The 17136-nt window shown below is 72.8% G+C and carries 15 protein-coding genes; 9 read left to right on the top strand and 6 right to left on the bottom strand.

Annotated features, from left to right (window positions below):
• The first annotated feature begins 86 nt into the window (after window positions 1-86).
• From caldi_RS13600 to caldi_RS13575, 6 genes are all read left to right on the top strand, one after another.
• Window positions 87-599: a hypothetical protein gene (locus caldi_RS13600; RefSeq protein ID WP_264842293.1), complete on the top strand. Its 513-nt coding sequence runs from the start codon at window positions 87-89 to the stop codon at window positions 597-599.
• Window positions 596-1597 (top strand): FAD:protein FMN transferase, encoded by a 1002-nt coding sequence (locus caldi_RS13595; RefSeq protein ID WP_264842292.1) that lies wholly within the window; start codon window positions 596-598, stop codon window positions 1595-1597. Before caldi_RS13600 ends, caldi_RS13595 begins: the two co-directional genes overlap by 4 nt.
• Complete coding sequence (locus caldi_RS13590; protein WP_264842291.1) at window positions 1584-2309, top strand: ferric reductase-like transmembrane domain-containing protein; 726 nt, start codon at window positions 1584-1586, stop codon at window positions 2307-2309. Before caldi_RS13595 ends, caldi_RS13590 begins: the two co-directional genes overlap by 14 nt.
• A gap of 29 nt (window positions 2310-2338) precedes the next feature.
• On the top strand, window positions 2339-3001 hold the full coding sequence (locus caldi_RS13585; RefSeq protein ID WP_264842290.1) for a response regulator transcription factor: 663 nt from the start codon (window positions 2339-2341) through the stop codon (window positions 2999-3001).
• 71 nt (window positions 3002-3072) lie between these two features.
• Window positions 3073-4449, top strand: coding sequence for a sensor histidine kinase (locus caldi_RS13580; protein ID WP_264844811.1), 1377 nt, complete (start codon window positions 3073-3075; stop codon window positions 4447-4449).
• Between the two features lie 108 nt (window positions 4450-4557).
• Complete coding sequence (locus caldi_RS13575) at window positions 4558-6630, top strand: putative bifunctional diguanylate cyclase/phosphodiesterase (protein WP_264842289.1); 2073 nt, start codon at window positions 4558-4560, stop codon at window positions 6628-6630.
• 69 nt (window positions 6631-6699) lie between these two features.
• Here caldi_RS13575 and caldi_RS13570 read toward each other — a convergent pair whose 3' ends face one another.
• Complete coding sequence (locus caldi_RS13570) at window positions 6700-7152, bottom strand: type II toxin-antitoxin system VapC family toxin (protein WP_264842288.1); 453 nt, start codon at window positions 7150-7152, stop codon at window positions 6700-6702.
• Window positions 7145-7402, bottom strand: coding sequence for a YlcI/YnfO family protein (locus tag caldi_RS13565; protein ID WP_264842287.1), 258 nt, complete (start codon window positions 7400-7402; stop codon window positions 7145-7147). Before caldi_RS13565 ends, caldi_RS13570 begins: the two co-directional genes overlap by 8 nt.
• 231 nt (window positions 7403-7633) lie before the next feature.
• Between caldi_RS13565 and caldi_RS13560 the strand changes: the two genes are divergently transcribed.
• The gene (locus caldi_RS13560) at window positions 7634-9583 is read left to right on the top strand and encodes an arginine--tRNA ligase (RefSeq protein ID WP_264842286.1); all 1950 of its coding nucleotides are present in this window, start codon (window positions 7634-7636) and stop codon (window positions 9581-9583) included.
• Between the two features lie 868 nt (window positions 9584-10451).
• A complete protein-coding gene (gene glmS, locus caldi_RS13555; protein WP_264842285.1) occupies window positions 10452-12302 on the top strand; it encodes a glutamine--fructose-6-phosphate transaminase (isomerizing) in 1851 nt (616 codons plus the stop codon).
• Window positions 12303-12363: 61 nt separating this feature from the next.
• Here glmS and caldi_RS13550 read toward each other — a convergent pair whose 3' ends face one another.
• The 4 genes from caldi_RS13550 to caldi_RS13535 form a co-directional block, all read right to left on the bottom strand.
• A complete protein-coding gene (locus tag caldi_RS13550) occupies window positions 12364-13293 on the bottom strand; it encodes a hypothetical protein (RefSeq protein ID WP_264842284.1) in 930 nt (309 codons plus the stop codon).
• A gap of 33 nt (window positions 13294-13326) precedes the next feature.
• Window positions 13327-13842 carry a hypothetical protein gene (locus tag caldi_RS13545; protein ID WP_264842283.1) on the bottom strand — a complete coding sequence of 172 codons (516 nt, stop codon included), beginning with the start codon at window positions 13840-13842 and terminating at the stop codon, window positions 13327-13329.
• Window positions 13843-14003: 161 nt separating this feature from the next.
• Window positions 14004-15632: a gamma-glutamyltransferase gene (ggt, locus tag caldi_RS13540; RefSeq protein WP_264842282.1), complete on the bottom strand. Its 1629-nt coding sequence runs from the start codon at window positions 15630-15632 to the stop codon at window positions 14004-14006.
• Window positions 15633-15659: 27 nt separating this feature from the next.
• Window positions 15660-16214, bottom strand: coding sequence for a chromate transporter (locus tag caldi_RS13535; RefSeq protein ID WP_264842281.1), 555 nt, complete (start codon window positions 16212-16214; stop codon window positions 15660-15662).
• Between the two features lie 144 nt (window positions 16215-16358).
• On the opposite strand from caldi_RS13535, the gene caldi_RS13530 reads away from it, so the two are divergent.
• Window positions 16359-17021 (top strand): GntR family transcriptional regulator, encoded by a 663-nt coding sequence (locus tag caldi_RS13530; protein WP_264842280.1) that lies wholly within the window; start codon window positions 16359-16361, stop codon window positions 17019-17021.
• The last annotated feature ends 115 nt before the right edge of the window (window positions 17022-17136 follow it).

Raw genomic sequence — 17136 nt, 5'->3', positions numbered from 1 at the left:
TCAGGTTCACTTCAGCCCACCCGGATACTCTGCCTCGCAGAACGCGCCCGCACGAGACCCGGGCAGCGCAAACGGGAGGGACGGACATGAAGGTGAACGCGCCGCTGGTGCGCTTCGTGCTCACGGTGGCGGGGCTCACGGCGGGCACGGCGGTCCTGGGGCAGGTCGCCCGGGCGCCGGCTGGGCCCCCGGAGCCGCTTCCTGTGGCTCCGCCCGATTCGCCGGCAGGGCCGGTCCCCGTGGTGCCGGGCGTCTCCGCAGAGGCACGGCAGGCCGAAGCCGGGCCGCCGGCCCTGGCCCCCCTGCCCCCGCCTCCGCCGGCGACCGGGCGCCGGGAGGGCGGCCAGCCGGCCAGGCGGCTTTGGGACGACGACCGGTACGAGCACGATGACGAGGACGAGCGCTACGAGGGCGAGGACGGCCACGAGTGGCGCGAATACGAGGACGACGAGGACGGATGGGAAGACGACCGAAGGGTAGGCGGGGTGGCGCAGTTCCTGAGCCCCCGGACGAGCGCCGAGTCCCGTGTGGCTCCGCGCACGGCGGGTGCGCTGCCGGCCCCGGGCGTGCTGCCCGAGATCCGGGCGCGGCGGTCGTGAGCCGGCCGGGTCCGACCGGTGAGGCCGCGCCGGCAGTTCTCTCGAGCCGGTTCGCGGCGATGGGGACCGTGGTCGCGCTCCACGTGCGGCCCCGCCCGGGCGAGGAGGCGGCAGCAGCGGCCCGCTTGGAGGCGCTGGAGGCGTGGTTCCACACGGTTGAGGCTGCCCTGAGCCGCTTCCGGCCGGAGAGCGAACTGAGCCGCCTCAACGTCCACCCCGGCCGGTACGCCCTGGTCTCGCCCCTCCTGGGCCGCGTCCTGCGCGCCGCCCTGGTTGCGGCCGGACGCACGGGCGGCCTCTTCGACCCCACCCTGCTGCCCGAACTGGAGGCGGCGGGCTACGACCGCCCGTTCGGCGAGCTGCCTCCGCCGGAGATGGATGGCGCCGGCCCACCCACCGTGGACCCGGCCGGGGGCCCGGGGCACCCGGCCGGGTCCCGCTGGGCGGCCGTCCGGGTCGAGGCCGTGCCGGGGACCCCGCTGTGGCTCGTCGACCGGCCTCCCGGCGTCCGCTTCGACCTGGGCGGCATCGCCAAGGGCTGGGCGGCCGACCGGGCGGCCCGCGCGCTGGCCCGCCACGGCCCGGCGGCGGCGGACGTCGGCGGCGACGTCCGGATCGTCTCGACGGAGCCCTGGCCGGTGGCCGTCGCCGACCCCTTCGACCCCGGTCGCACCCTGCTCCGGCTGGCCCTCCGCGGCGGAGCCGTGGCGACCTCGGATGTCCTGGGGCGGAGATGGAGGGTCGCGGGCGGGTGGCACCACCACATCGTCGACCCCCGAACGGGACGTCCGGCCCGGACGGGGGTCGTGGCGGCGACGGTCGTCGCCAGAACGGCAGCCGCGGCCGAGGCCCTGGCCAAGGCGTGCATCCTGGCCGGCCCCGGGGAGGCCGTCGCCCTGCTGGCGCAGCACGGCGCCGCCGGGCTTGTCGTCACGGAGAACCGGTTCGTGCGCATGAGCTCGGAGCTGCGCGAGGTGACATTGCGTGCGGAAGGCTGACGATCGTCATCCGGGGCCACCGCCCTACCGTCTCCGACTGGCGGCGCTCGGGTGGCTGCTGCCCCCGGCCGCCCTGGCGGTGCCTGCCGTCCGGGCCGGCCTGCCCGCCGTCTCCCGTCTGTTCGTGGAGCCCAGCACGTGGCACATCACCCGGGCGGCAGGCATCATGGCCTACCTCTTCCTCTGGCTCGCCGCCGTGACCGGCCTCCTGCTCTCCTCGCGCCTTCTGGGGCTGGCCGCTCCGCCGCCGCTCCTGGGCGCCGCGCACCAGTGGGGGGCGGCGTGGAGCCTCTACGCTACGGTCGTGCACGCCGTGATCCTGCGCTACGACCACTGGGTGTCCTTCCGCTGGCCGGATATCCTGCTCCCCTTCGCCTCCACGTACCGCACCGGCGCGGTGGCCCTCGGCGTCTATGCGCTGTACGCTCTCGTGGGCGTGCAGGTCACCTCGTATCTGCGGGCGCGGCTGGGGGTGGCCACGTGGCGGCTGGCCCACGCGCTCAGCGTGCCGGCCTACGTGCTGGCCCTCGCACACGGGGTGTGGGCCGGTACGGACACCGCCCAGCCGTGGGTCCAGGCGCTATACTGGTCGACGGGAAGTGTCTTCGCGTTCCTGCTCCTCGCCCGCCTGCTCCTCACCCGTGGGGCCCGTGCAGGCGGTGGGGCGCCCGGCGGCCGTCACGGAGAAGGGACGGCGCCAACGGCGCGCTGAGAGGAGGATGCCCGCTGCGGATCCTGGTCGTGGAGGACGACCCCAGGCTCGGCCCGGCGCTGGTCGCGGGGTTGCGGGAAGAGGGGCTCTTGGTCGACCACGCGCAGGACGGCCACGAGGCCGACCTCTTCGTCCGCGATCGCCGCTACGACGTGATCATCCTTGACCGGCTGCTGCCGGGCGTCTCCGGCGACGAGCTGCTCGCCCGTTGGCGCCAGCAGCGCCTGACCACCCCGGTCCTCCTTCTCACGGCGCTGGACAGCGTGGGGGATCGGGTGGCCGGGCTGCGGGGCGGGGCCGACGACTACCTCTGCAAGCCCTTCGCCTTCGCCGAGTTGCTGGCCCGGGTCGAGGCGCTGGCCCGCCGGTCGGCCGCCCCGGTGGCCGACCTCACGTTCGGCGCGCTCCGCCTCGAGCCGTCGACGCGCCGGCTGCGGGTCGGCGACCGCGCCGTCACGCTGACGGGGCGGGAGTATGCGCTCATGGAGCTCTTCATCCGGCACCCTGGCCAGGTCATGACCCGGGACCAGATCGCGGCCGCCGCCTGGGACGAGCCCTGGGAGGCGTCGGACAACCTGATCGAGGCTCACGTGAAGAACCTCCGGCGCAAGCTGGCGCTGGTGGCCGGCGACGGCTACCGGCTGCGCACCGTGCGGGGAGTCGGCTACGTCCTGGAAGGTGATCGCTCCTGAGCATCCTGCGGCGGAACTTCCCCCTGCGCATCGCCCTGGTGGCGGCCGGGCTTCAGGCCGCGATCCTCTTGGTGGTGCTCGGCGGCGCCTACGTGAGTGCGGCGCTGGCGGTCGGCCGCGCCATCGACGCGTCGCTGGTGCGCGACGCGCTCCTGGACGGGGGCCGGGACAGGGTGCCTCCCGGAATGATCCCGGAGGCGGAGGCCGAGGCGCGAGCCCGCCGCGCCGGGGCGGCCTTCCGCACCCTGATCGAGCAACGTGGCCACGACGAGGACGATGAGGGCGACGAGCACGGGGGGTACCACCTCGTCCCGTACCCCCGGCCCGACTGGCTCCAGCTCCTCCTGCCCGACGAGGACGCGGTGCGGGTGGCGTACGTGGCGCGGCCGGACGGGCAGGTGCGGGTGGTCGCCGCCCCGGCGGGCGCCCTCGCCCGGGAGATGGGGAAGGTCGTCCGCATGCTCGCCGGGGTGGCAGCCGCCGCGGTGCCGGTGGCCGCCGCGCTCGTCTTCTGGGTGGCCCGGCGGGCCTTCGCCCCGCTGCGGGAGGTGGCGGCCACGGCCGCGGCGATCGGGCCCGCGTCCCTGGACACCCGGATCCGCCCCCGGGTGGCGGCCGAGGACGAGACCGTGGCCAGCCTGGTGGCCGTCCTCAACGGGATGCTCGACAGGCTCCAGGCCGGCTTCCGCGCCCAGGCCCGCTTCGCGGACGACGCGGCCCACGAGCTCCGCACGCCCCTCGGAGCCCTGCGCACCCAGCTCGAGGTGGCCCTCCGCCACCCCCGCGACGCGGAGACTTACCGGCAGGTGCTGGCGAGCGCCCTGGAGGACGTCGAGCGTCTGAGCCGCCTGGCCGACGACCTCCTGCTCCTCGCCCGCCACGAGAGGGGGGCCGTGCTGCCCGTCGAGTCCGCCGTCCCGCTGGGGGACCTCGTCGCCCGGGCCGAGCGCGAGGTGAGCGGGCTGGTCCAGGAGGCCGGGGTGGCGGTGGTGACGGACGTTCCCGCCGGGCTCGACCTCGACTGCGACCCGGTGGCCGTCGAGCGGGTGCTCGCCAACCTGCTGCGCAACGCGGTGCAGCACAGCCCTCCGGGCGGCGTGGTGACGGTGACGGCCCGGGCAAGGCCGGCCGCCCCGGCCGGGTCCGGCGGCGGCGCGGCGGTGCCGGGGGTCGAGGTCCACGTCGAGGACGAGGGCCCGGGGATCTCCCCGGCCGACCTGCCGTTCGTCTTCGACCGCTTCTACCGTGGGGACGCCGCACGCCGCCGGGGCGGCACCGGCCTGGGGCTGGCGATCGCGCGGGCGGTCGTGGAGGCGCACGGGGGGCGGATCACGGCCTCGGCACGGCCGGGGGGCGGCGCGCGCTTCACCGTGTGGCTACCTCGACGGGCGGCGTCCTTCCTGACGGGTGGCGGGGCGCCCGCGGTCCATCACGATGGAAATGGGTAATCGCATTTGGCGTGAGACTTTGAGGTCATGATGGTCTAAAGCCCGTTGGTGTAAAAAGGAAGGAGCGAATGCGTATCCGTACCACAGGCGGCGAGGAGCGTCGGACGCATGTCGATCCGCACCCGCGTCATCCTGGGAACCGCGCTCGTGGCGCTGCCGCTCATCGTTCTCGCCGTCGGCCTGTCGATCGCCGTCCTGAGGACCACCAGCGCCCTCCAGGCCAGCGTCGAGGAGGTCAACGTCGAAGCCCGCTGGCTCATCCACCTGCAGCAGGACAGCCTCAAGGTCGCCATCGCCCTGCACGAGGCGCTCGAGCACGGGACGCCTGCCGCGCGGGACCGGTTCGCCGGGCTGGCGCGGGCGCTGGACCAGGGGTTCGATCAGGCCCTGGCCGCCCCGTTCGCCCTGGCCCGGGAGCGCGATCTCGTGCGAGCCGCCCGCGACGAGTGGCAGGCGGCCAGGGCCGCCGCAGAGCGCCTCCTCGCCGGGCTTTCCCCGGGCCCGGCGGACCGGGAGACCGAGCTGAGCCGGTTCCAGGCACATCTCGACCGGACGATCGCCAACCTCGAACAGGCCGACGACCTGGCGCGCCGGGAGATGGACCGCCAGCTCGAGCTGGTCCGAGCGGCACGCACGGGCATCGCGCTCCTGATGATCCTCGTGCTCGGCGTCGGTCCCGGCATGCTGCTCGTCGTGGGCGGATACGTCGACCGGATTCTGCTGAACCCCGTGCGGGCGCTGCAGGAGGCGGCCCGGCGTTTCGGGGAGGGCGACCTCTCCTACCGGCTGACGCCCCGGGCGGCAGACGAGCTCGGCGAGCTGGCGGACACCTTCAACGCGATGGCCGAGAAGATCGAACGGGAACTCCGGGCTCGCGGGCACATCGAGAAGGAGCTCCGGTACCTGGCGGACCACGACGCGCTGACCGGCCTGTACAACCGGCGGCGGTTCCAGCAGGAGGTCGAGGCGCGCCTCGAGCGGTCCGGCGGCGAAGCCCCCGGCGCCGCCGTCCTGTTTCTCGACCTGGACGACTTCAAGGAGGTGAACGACAGCCTCGGCCACCGCGCCGGCGACGAGGTCCTGGCCCGCGTCGGCCGTCTCCTCCGGGCTGCAGTCCGGGCCACCGACATCCCGGCGCGCGTCGGCGGCGACGAGTTCGCCGTCTTCTTGCCGAGCACCGGCGCCGAGGAGGCCCAGGCCGTCGCCCAGCGGCTGGTCGAGTCCATCCGGCGGCACCACTTCCGGGCCCTTGGCCGTGACCTCGTGATGACGGCGAGCGTGGGGATCGCCCTGTACCCGGAGCACGGCACGACGACCGAGGAGCTCCTCGCCCGCGCCGACCTGGCCATGTACCAGTCGAAGAGCTGCGGGAACCGCTTCTGCCTGTACATCCCGGAGCGCGACGGGGCCCGCGGGATCTCCTGGCTGAACTGTGAGGCGCAGCTGCGGGATGCGCTCGAGAAGGAGCGCTTCGTCCTCTTCTGCCAGCCCATCCTCGACCTGCGGCAGGGACGGGTGACCCGCTACGAGCTCCTCCTCCGGATGAAGGGCGAGGGAGACCGGCTCGTGGGCCCCGGCACGTTTCTCCCGGTCGCCGAACGGTCCGGCCTCATCCACGACATCGACCGCTGGGTGATCCGGCAGGCGATCCGGCTCCTGTCCCGCTCGCCGGCGGCCCTGCCCGACCTGTGCCTGGAGGTCAACCTGTCCGGGAAGTCGTTCGCCGACGGCGGCCTCGTGGCGTTCGTGGGGGCCGAGCTGGAGGCGGCGGGGGTCGAGCCCGGCCGGCTCATCTTCGAGATCACGGAGACGGCCCTCATCCCCGACCTCGACGAGGCGACCGGCGTGGTCCTCGGCCTGCGGCAGCTCGGGTGTCAGTTCGCGCTGGACGACTTCGGCCGGGGCTTCTCCTCGCTGTTCCACCTGAAGCACCTGCCGGTCGACTACCTCAAGATCGACGGCGCGTTCGTCGAGTCCCTGCCCCATCATCCGGTCGACCAGCACCTGGTCCGGGCCATCGTGGAGGCGGCGCGCGGGGTCGGTGCCCGCACCGTCGCCGAGTACGTGCGGGACGGGGAGACGCTGGCGCTCCTGCGGGATCTGGGGGTCGACTACGCCCAGGGCTATCACGTCGGGCCCCCCGTCCCGGTGGAGCGGGTCCTGTCTACCGTGTGCGTCTGAGCGGGGCGCGCCGGGGCTCGAGGAACGCTTCGCGCCGGAGCGAGGTCCTGCACGCAGGGTCCACACCCGCTAACCCGAGAGAGACTTGACGTAGGCGGGCTTGTGGTCTCCCAGCTGGCGCAGGAGCACGGTGTCCGCCGTCCAGAACTCCACCGGGGCGCCTTCCGGTGCGGTCGCGGTCTCGGTGCACGCCAGGAACGCGGCGTCGTACAGCGTGGGCAGACCGTATCGACCCGCGATCTCCCAGGTACGGGCTCGCAGTTCCGGCGTCTCGGCGTACTCGATGGGCAGGTTCTGGAAAGCAGTCCAGAGCTGGTGGGCTTCTTCCAGTTCGAGCAGCCCCACCCGCACTTTTTTCCGGAGGACCGAGCCCACTTCCGCCCACGCCCACGCCGGTGCCACCAGGCGGGACCCGTCCTGGAGCGCGCCGAGCACCAGGCTCGTCGCGGCTTCCTCCTGCTCGTCGGGCGTCAGGTACTTGATCAGGACGCTGGTGTCGAGGCACAACGTCCGGTTACTCATCCCGGGCCTTCCCCTCCCGGAGAGAGCGGATGAGCGGCACCGGGTCGGGATGGACGCCCGTCCGCGCCTTGATCTGCCTGCGCAGTCGGACGATCTGCTCGTGAGCCTGAAGCGCCTGGCGGCGCCGGATCTCGCGTCTCGTGGCTTCGACGACCAGGTCGTTCAGGGATTCCCCTTCCGCCTGAAGCTCACGGGCACGGGACAGAAGCCCCGCCGGAAACCTCACGGTGAGGGCCTCACGCCTTTCCAAGTCGATCCCCCCGGGCGAGTCTCTGATTCATTCTATCCCGCGCAACCAACCGATGCAACCAAGTGCGGCCACCACGTGCGGCGGGCTACCCCCGGGCGCGGCGGTGCTTGAACTGTCCGCACGGATGTGCTACCTTTCGGCTGACCGTCTACCCCGGGGGACCGCGCACCTGCCACCGGCCGGCTCGCGGCCGCAGGTCCGCGCCCCGACCCGAAGGTGGTGCCTCGCTGCATGATCCGCAGCCTCCTCGCCGGCCACGTCCGTACCGCCGCAGCCGCCGTCCTGGCCGACGCCGGCCAGCCGTGGCCCGACGGCCTCGCCGTCCAGGTCGAGCAGCCCGCCCGGCCCGAGCACGGCGACTACGCCACGAACGTCGCCATGGCGCTGGCCCGGACGCTGCGCCGCCCCCCGATGCAGATCGCCGGGGCGATCCGGGACCGGCTGGGCGAGGTGCCGCTGGTCGCCCGGGCGGAGATCGCGCCCCCGGGGTTCCTGAACTTCTTCCTCGACTGGGGCGCCTGGGCCCGTCGGGGGACCCGGTACACGCCGCCGGCCGAGCGCGCCGCGACGAAGATCGTGGTCGAGCACACCTCGGTCAACCCGAACAAGGCGGCCCACATCGGCCACCTGCGCAACGCCTGCATCGGCGACACGCTGGCGCGGCTCTTGCGCCGGGTCGGGTACAAGGTCGAGGTCCACAACTACATCGACGACCTGGGCAACCAGGTCGCGGACACCGTGGTCGGGCTCCTGCACGTACCCGTGCACGGCGACCACCACCGCTTCGGCGACTTCTGCTGGGACGTCTATGCCCGGGTGAATCAGGCGTACCGGGACGATCACTCGCTTGCGGCCCGCCGCACGGAAGTCCTGCGCGCCCTGGAGGAAGGCGGCAACAACACGGCGTGGCTCGGGCGGCTGGTGGCCGAGCGGATCGTGCGCGAGCACCTCGAGGACATGGCCGAGTTCGGGATCACGTACGACCTCCTCGTCTGGGAGGGAGACATCGTCCGGCAGGGCTTCTGGGCCGCCGCCTTCGACCTCCTGCGCCGCTCCCCGCTCTTCGTCAAGGAGGAGACGGGGAAGTACGCCGGCTGCTGGGTGCTGAAGCAGCCGGCCGAGGTCGGCGCCGGCTCGGGCGGCCCGGCGGGCACCGCGGGTGCCGCCGGGGCCGGCACCGGTGCGGACGCCGGGGCCGCGCAGGCCGGCGCCGCCGCGGCCGACGGCGAGGCCGCCGAGGCGTACAACCCCGACAAGGTCCTCGTTCGCTCGAACGGCGTCCTCACCTACACGGCCAAGGACATCGCCTACCACCTGTGGAAGTTCGGGCTGCTCGGCCGCGACTTCCGGTACCGGCAGTTCGGGCGGGGGCTGTGGACGTCGGCGGCAGAGGGGGTATCCCGGCCGTTCGGACGGGCGCACCGGGTGGTCAACGTGATCGACCGCCGCCAGGAGTACCCGCAGTCCATGGTCCGGCTCGCCCTGGAGACCCTCGGTTTCACCGACGCCGCCCGGGGGTTGCACCACGTCGGCTACGGCGTGGTGTCGCTGTCCCCCGCCACGGCCGCGCGGCTGGGCGTCGACGTCTCCGACGGGCGCTCGAGCTATCCCATGTCGGGCCGGCAGGGGATCGGCATCAAGATCACCGATCTCCTGGAGCAGATGGAGGAGACGATCGACCGGGAGCGCACCCGGAAGGCCGGGGCCAGCAGCCGGGCCATCGCCGCCGGGGCGGTGCGGTACTTCCTCCTGCGGTTCCACCTCATGACCGAGATCGTGTTCGACATCGAGCAGGCCCTCGACATCCGGGGGAACACCGGGCCCTACGTCATGTACGCCCACGCCCGGGCAGCCTCGATCCTGCGCAAGGCCGGCGGCGCCCCGGCCTCCCCGCCGGACGCCTTCCCGCCGGAGCTGACCGAGCCCGAGCGGTTGCTCCTGCGCCAGCTTGCCGACTGGCCGGACACGCTCGAGCAGAGCGCCCGCGACCTCAACCCGACCCCCATCACCGGCTACGCCTACCAGCTCGCCACTCTGTTTAACCAGTTCTACGAGTCGACCCCCGTGCTGAAGGCGGAGGAGCCCGAGCGGACGTTCCGGCTCTGGCTCGTGGACGCCTCCCGCCACATCCTCGCCGACGTCCTGGACGTGCTCGGCCTGCCGGCGCCCACACGGATGTAGGGGGCCAAGGGAATTTACAGCTACAGGCAGATAGGGTTCGACAGGTGTCCGCAGTGCAGAAGAGGTACCGCAAGCGAATTCCTTGCGGTACCTCTTCTGCACAGCAGCGTGACCGCCTGGCGTATGGAGTCGACAGAACCTGGCGTTCTGGGCAACATCAAGCCGTCCACAGGACTCAAACTCCATGCGTTCGCGTCCCACGAGGGCGCAGTTGTGCAATTCCGGCACCGCAACCGGAACGGTAGCGGTGCCTGTTCTGCACTACGTCCCGGTGCACGGAACCAAGTTCAGCGAGGCGGGACCCCGACGGGCGGACTCCCGCCCCGCGCCCGTGCCGGTCGGGTCGGACGGGTTGGCCGGGCATCTGGCACCCGCACACGACGGGCGCGTGCACGTCCGATCCTGGCCATTCGAAGAAAGCTCGTGTATACTGGTATCGGCCTGACGTCTGGCAGGAAACGGAGGTGGAACGGTCCAGCCGCGGCCCGGCAAAGGAGCATACGGGTAGCGCCAGGACTGGCGGCGGCGGTCGCCAGTTGACGAGGTGGGGGATCTCGGAGGATTCGGCGGGTGACCCCCGGCTGCTCACGGCCGTGAAAGGCTCAGCAAACCCCGGCGGCGACGCCGGGACAAAGGGGGCCGGGTGAGCGGGCCTGAGCGCGCTCCGCGTGAGGGTCCGGTTCGTTGCCCGCGGGCGGGAGCCTGCCCGGTTCAGGCTGCCCGGCGCAGGGGCCTCCTTTGCCGTACCCGGGTTGGAAGGAGAGGGTACGGTTTTTCGCGTTGCGTGCATCTCTTGGCACGCCGCCGCCCCAGTTTCAGGCTGCCGGCGGCGGTCCAGCGAAGCTCACGAGGGAGGAACTGCTGCGCGATGTGCGGGATCGTCGGCTACGTCGGGCAGGAGCCGGCCCTGCCGATTCTGCTGGAAGGTCTGCGCCGCCTCGAGTACCGGGGCTACGACTCGGCCGGGGTGGCGGTGCTCGTGGACGGGCAGCCCCACGTGGTGAAGGCTGTCGGGCGGATCGCCCAGCTTGAGGAGCGGCTCAGCGGCGGCGAGGCGTCTGCGATCCGGTCCGGGACCGGGGCGACCGTGGGCATCGGCCACACGCGCTGGGCAACGCACGGCCGCCCCTCGGACACCAACTCGCACCCCCACACCGACTGCACCGGCCGGTTCGTGGTCATCCACAACGGGATCATCGAAAACTACCTGCAGCTCCGCGAGGTCCTCACGGCCCACGGGCACGTCTTCCGGTCGGAGACCGACACGGAGGTCATCCCCCACCTGCTGGAGGCGTACTACCAGGGCGACCTCGTCGAAGCCGTGCGCAAGGTCGCCTCGCAGCTGCACGGTGCCTACGCCCTGGCGGTGCTGTGCCGGGACGAGCCCGACCGCATCGTCGCCGTGCGGCTGGCTTCACCGGTGGTGATCGGGCTGGGGCAGGGGGAGAACTTCCTGGCCAGCGACATCCCGGCCCTCCTTCCGTACACCCGCCGGGTGCTGGTCCTGAACGACGGCGAGATGGCCGTCCTCACCCGGGACCGGGTGCAGATCCTGACCCTCCAAGGCGGGCCCGTCGAGAGGGAGCCCATGGAGGTCACCTGGGACGCCGCCCGGGCGGAGAAGGGCGGCTACGCCCACTTCATGCTGAAGGAGATCCACGAGCAGCCGCAGGCGCTCAGGGACACCCTGCGCGGCCGCCTCAGCCCCGACGGGCGCCGGGTCACGCTGCCGGAGGTGGGCCTCACGCCGGAGGAGGTGCGCCGCCTGCGCAAGGTCGCCCTGGTGGCGTGCGGCACGGCGTCGCACGCCGGCCTGGTCGGGCGGTACCTGATCGAGCGGCTGGCCGGCATCCCCGTCGAGTGGGACGTGGCCTCCGAGTACCGGTACCGGGACCCGATGCTGGGCCCGGACAGTCTCTTCGTGGCGATCAGCCAGTCCGGCGAGACCGCCGACACCCTGGCGGCCCTGCGCGAGGCCCGGGCCAAGGGCGCGAAGGTCCTGGCGATCGTGAACGTGGTCGGCTCGTCGATCGCCCGCGAGGCCGACTGGGCGCTTCACACCTGGGCGGGTCCGGAGATCGCCGTGGCGTCCACGAAGGCGTACACGACCCAGCTCGTGGCCGTCACGCTGCTGGCGGTCTGGTTGGGCCAGGCGGCGGGTCGCCTTGACGAGGACGGCGCCGCCCGGATCCTGGCGGCGCTCCGCGACCTGCCCGCCCAGGCGGAGCAGGTCCTCGCACAGGAGGCGGAGGTCCAACGGGTGGCGTCCGACCTCGCCCGCCACGACGACGTGTTCTTCATCGGCCGGGGCCTCGACTACGCCGTGGCCCTGGAAGGGCAGCTGAAACTCAAGGAGATCTCCTACATCCACGCGGAGGCGTACCCGGCCGGCGAGCTCAAGCACGGCACGCTGGCGCTCATCACCAAGGGCGTACCGGTGGTCGCCCTCAGCACCCAGCCGGCCCTGGCCCCGAAGACGCTCTCGAACATCCAGGAGGTCCGGGCCCGGGGCGCGGCGGTGATCGCGGTGGCCCTCGAAGGTGACGAGCAGGTCCCCCGCCACGCCGACACCGTCTTCACCATCCCCCGCACCGACCCCCTCGTCGCCCCCGCCCTGGCCGTGATCCCGCTCCAGCTTCTCGCCTACTACGCCGCCGTTCTGCGAGGGCACGACGTGGACAGGCCGCGCAACCTGGCCAAGAGCGTCACGGTCGAGTAGGAGCGCCGGCAGCGCCGGGCCCCGCGCGGCATATGCCGCGACCCGGCGGCCACGACGGCCGCTAGCCGCCGGGCGGCGGGACGATCGGCGAGAAGCCCAGGGACACCGAGAGTGCCGCCCCCTGGCCGGCCAGCGCTGCGGCGAGCGCGAGCCCGGCCAGCATCCGGGCGAGCGCGGGGCGGGACGGCGTCCGGCAGGCCAGCAGGAGCGCGACGCCGGGCAGCGGGATCGAGCCGGCGAGCCACAGCAGAAGCGGTCCGGGGGGCATCCGGAAGGCGCCGAGGCATAGCCACCCCCAGCCGACCTGCGCCAGGGCAAGGGTGCTGAGGAGGACGCCCGCGGCGGCCATGGCCGGGCCGGGGTCGACCGGCGGCAGCACGGCCGCCTTGGCCACCGACCCCGGTGCCGGGACGGGCGCCGGCGCGCGCCGGCCGTCCGGCCGGCTCGAGGGGGAGACGGTGTCGGGATCGGGCGGGGTCAGGAGCATCAGGGTCAGCCCCCCGGCGAGAGCGCCGGTCGCGGCGAGGCTGGTCAGCAGGACCGAACTCGGCCACGGCGGCCGCACGAGAAGCTCGAAGACGGCTGCGGTCGCCGCCAGGCCGATCACACCGGTGTAGAGGGCGGGTTCGAGCCACTCGGATGCGGGGGCAGGCGGGGATCCGCCGCCGGGCTGCCGGCACGGACGGCCGAGCGCCGGCGCCAGCGCCCGCCCACCCGCCGCCACGGCGAACGGCAGCAGGGCGAGCGCGCTGAGCCCGAGGCACGGCGGCGGAGGTTTCCCGTTGCCGGCCAGGACCGGGTAGGCGGGCACGGCCAGGAGCGCGCCCGCCGCGGCGGCCAGGGACGCCCGGGCGAGAAAGAGCCAGGCAAGAGGCGTCGCCGGCTCCGGCCCCGCGCGGGGGTCCGGAGCCCGGGGCGCGCGCTCCGCCAGGTAACCGGCCACCGTCAGACCCACGGCCCCGGCGGCCAGGAGGGCGAAGCCGGTCGTCACGACTCCTCGGTCCAGCGTGCCCGTCGTCCCCCCTCAGAAGGCGCGCGCGGCCTCAAGGGCCAGTCGATCCGCCTCGGGAGAGCGGATCGCCAGCCAGTACACGCGGTCGCCGCGGACGTAATAGAAGTGCTGCCACTCACCGCCGATGGCCTTGTGGATCACCAGGTCGCCCAGGTGCAGCGCCACCGGGGGACCCAGCCGTCCCGCCGCGGACGAGATCTTCCGGGTCATCCGGTCCACCAGGTCCCACGCCTCGCCGGGGTCGCCGGCCACCGCGACCCAGACGGTGAGGTCCGCGTCCTCGCCCTCGTACCTGGCCATCTGCGCGCCGGCGAGCTGGAGCGGGCGGCCGTGGTGGCTGTCGAGGGCGGCCAGTGCGGCGTCGCCCGCCGTGTGGGCCTTGAGGGTCATGCCGTTCCACACCGGGGGAAACCCCCCGGCGATGCAGTCGCCCGGCGCCCCGGCGGGGGACGGGCGGGCGCGGACCAGCCCGGCGAGCACCAGGGCGTAGGTGGCGACGGAGAGGGCCACGAACCACCGGCGGTACACGGGCGCCACCCCCCGGACCGGTCGCCACGAGGCGGGCGGGGCCTGCGCCGGGCGAGGAGCACAGGGTCTCCCTGGCGCCACGGTACCATACCGGGACCCGAAACGACCATCCGCCGAAAGTGGCCATCCGGGTGTGCCAAAAGGGCTAATCCTCTGGCGGATCACCGCCCCAGCGCGCAGCCGTCGGCCCGGGGGTCGGAGCCACCCCAGAGGACACCGCGCTCGTGGTCGATCCGGATGACCTGGGCCGAGCCCCCGGCGGCATACGGGCCGATCACCTGGACCGGGTGGCCGCGGCGCCGCAGGCCCTCCACGACGGACGCGGGGAACCGGCTTTCCATCGCCAGGGTGACCGGATCACCCAGCGTGGCGGGATCGGTGCCGGGGGTGTGGGTCCAGCGCGGGGCCTCGACGGCCTCCTGGGGGTCCATGCCGAAGTCGATCAGGTTGACCAGCACCTGCATGTTCCACTGGGGCTGTCCGTCGCCCCCCGGCGTGCCGCCGACGATCACGGGCCGGCCGCCCCGGGTCACGATGTAGCAGTTCAGCGTGTGCATCGTCCGCTTGCCGGGGGCGATGCAGTTCGGGTGACCTTCTTCCAGCGTGAAGCCGCGGCCGGCCCGGTTGTTGAGGAGGATGCCGGTCCCCGGCACGGTGACGCCGGCGCCGAAGAGCATCGACAGGCTGTGGATGAGCGACACTGCGTTGCCGTCGCGGTCGACCGCGCACAGGTAGGTCGTGTCGCCTTCCGCGTGGCCGGCGAGGTCGCCGGCCAGGGCCCGGTCGGGGTCGATCCGGGACCGCTGCCGCGCCGCGTGCTCCTTCGACAGGATCTCACGGAGGGGGAAGGGGACCAGCCGCGGGTCGCCGGCGTAGCGGAGGCGGTCGGCGAAGGCCAGCCGCTTCGCCTCGACCATGAGATGCTGGGCCAGGTCGCTGTCCGGCCCGAGGGCGCCCAGGTCGAAGCCCTCGACGATGTTCATCGCCTCCAGGTGGATGAGCCCCTGCGACGGCGGCGCCGTCTGGTGGATCTCGTAGCCCCGGTACGTGGTGGAGATGGGGGTGTACACGTCGCTCCGGTGGGCGGCAAGGTCGTCCGCGGTGAACAGGCCACCCCGCTCGGCCATGAAGCGGGCGATCGCCTCGCCGAGGTCGCCCCGGTAGAAGCGCTCCGCGCCGCCCCGGGCGAGGATGCGGAGCGTCCGGCCGAGGTCCGGCTGCACGAGGATCTCGCCGTGCTGGGGCGGACGCCCCTCCCGCAGGTAGATGCGGGCGCTCTCCGGGTCGCCGGCGATGCGGGGCGCGCCCTCCCGGAACCACTCGGCCAGCTTCGCCGAAACCGGGAATCCCTCCTCGGCGTACCGGATGGCGGCGGCGAACAGCTCGTCCCAGCCCTTCGTGCCGAAGCGCCGGCTCAGCTGCTCCAGGGCGTCGACGGCGCCGGGGACGGAGACGGCCGGCGCCCCGTCGAGGGGCATGGTCCTGTAACCGCGTTCGACGAAGTACTCCCGGGTGGCCATGGCGCCGACGATGCCGCTCCCGCCGATCCCCGTGAGCTTTCCCGAGCGCGCCTCGTAGACGAGGATGAACGCGTCGCCGCCGGGGCCGCACATCATCGGCAGGGTGACCCAGGTGACGGCCGCGGCGGCCACCGCGGCGTCGGCGGCGTTCCCGCCCGCCGCCAGCACCTCGACGCCGGCCAGCGTCGCCAGCGGATGCGAGGAGGCCACCATCCCGCCTTGGGCGAGCACGGGGGAGCGACCGGTGACTGCTGCGCTCCGGGAGCTCACGGACGACACTCCTTTCGGATCTGGGGATCAGAGGGCTCGCGGTGCCGCGTACTCGATGAGGATCCCGAGGACGAGGGCGGCCGCCACCGCCAGCCCCGGGTGGACGCCGAAGTAACGGACCGCCACGAAGAACAGGGCGGCGAGGGCGAAGGCAGCCCACGTGCCGCTGAAGGCGTACTGGGCGTAGTCGGCCGCCAGGGAGGCCAGCATGACGAACACGACGGGCCGCGCCGCCTTGACGATCCCCTTCACGACGGTATGCTCGCGGAACTTGTACAGCACCGCGAAGAGGGCGATCATGAGGATCGCCGTGGGGAGCACGACGGCGGCCAGGGCGACGAGCGCCCCGGGCACCCCGGCGACCCGGTAGCCGATGTAAGCGGTCAGCTTGGTGGCGATCGGACCGGGGAGCGTATTGCCGAAGGCGAGAGCGCTGGCGAACTCCTCCTTCGTGACCCAGTGATAGGTGTCGACGGCTTCCATCTCGTACAGGGGGATGATCGACGGCCCGCCGCCGTAGCCCAGGAGCGTGGCCCTGCCGAAGCCCACGAACAGGTCCCACAGTACATGCAGAGACGGCAAGTCGGTTGCTCCTTCCCGTGAATCGTCACCGTTACTCCATTTTACCTTACAAGGCGACGGCGACCCGCAGGAATTCGCTCGGAACCGCAGAATCGCAGAATACGGAATACCGCATTCCACGACGAAGGTGGAATTCCTGCCGCAATGGAGTTGCCGGACTTTCGCAGCGAACCCATCAACCAAAAGGTCTACGCCTACCTGAAGGAGGGGATCATCCGGGGGGTCTACCCGCCGGGCCAGCTCATGCGCGAGACCGTGCTGGCCCTGGAACTGGGGGTCAGCCGCACCCCGGTCCGGGACGCCCTGCGCCGGCTGGAGAGGGACCGGCTCGTGGTCCCGTCCGGCTCCAGCTTCCGGGTGTACAGGCCCACGGCGCAGGACGTGGTCGAGCTGTACGAGTGCCGGACCGCGCTCGAGGTGCTGGCGGCTCAGCTTGCGTCCCGGCGGGGGCCGGTCAGCGAGCACGACGAGATGGAGCGCTGTCTGGCCGGGATGGAGGAAGCCTACCGGCGAGGGGACGCCAGTGCGGTGCGCGATCTGGACACCCGGTTCCACGACCTTCTGGTCGCGGCGGCCGGCAACCGGACGCTGGCGGAGCTGATGGAGCACATCCACTACCGCATCGCCCAGCTCCGGAACATGGCCCGGGACCTGCGGATCGACGGTGCGACGGTCCTGGACCAGCACCGGCGCATCCTGGAGGCGGTTCGTTCCGGCAACGCCCTGGCGGCCGAGAATGTGGTGCGGGAGCACCTGGCGATGGTTCGAGAGGCGCTTTTGGGCCGGATCCGGGAACAGGGAGGGTAGGCCGGACCGGATAGGCTCAGCCAATCTGGCTTGATGGGGGGCCTGTGAAGTGAGGGGTCGGTTGCCACGCATTTTTGTCTTTCTCGTAATTTCCAGTATCATCTGGACCGGATGC

Origin of the sequence: Caldinitratiruptor microaerophilus, assembly GCF_025999835.1 — a bacterium.
Lineage (GTDB): Bacteria > Bacillota > Sulfobacillia > Symbiobacteriales > ZC4RG38 > Caldinitratiruptor > Caldinitratiruptor microaerophilus.
The sequence above is the reverse complement of the archived record's forward strand: the minus strand, read 5'-3'. Positions and strand labels throughout refer to the sequence as shown.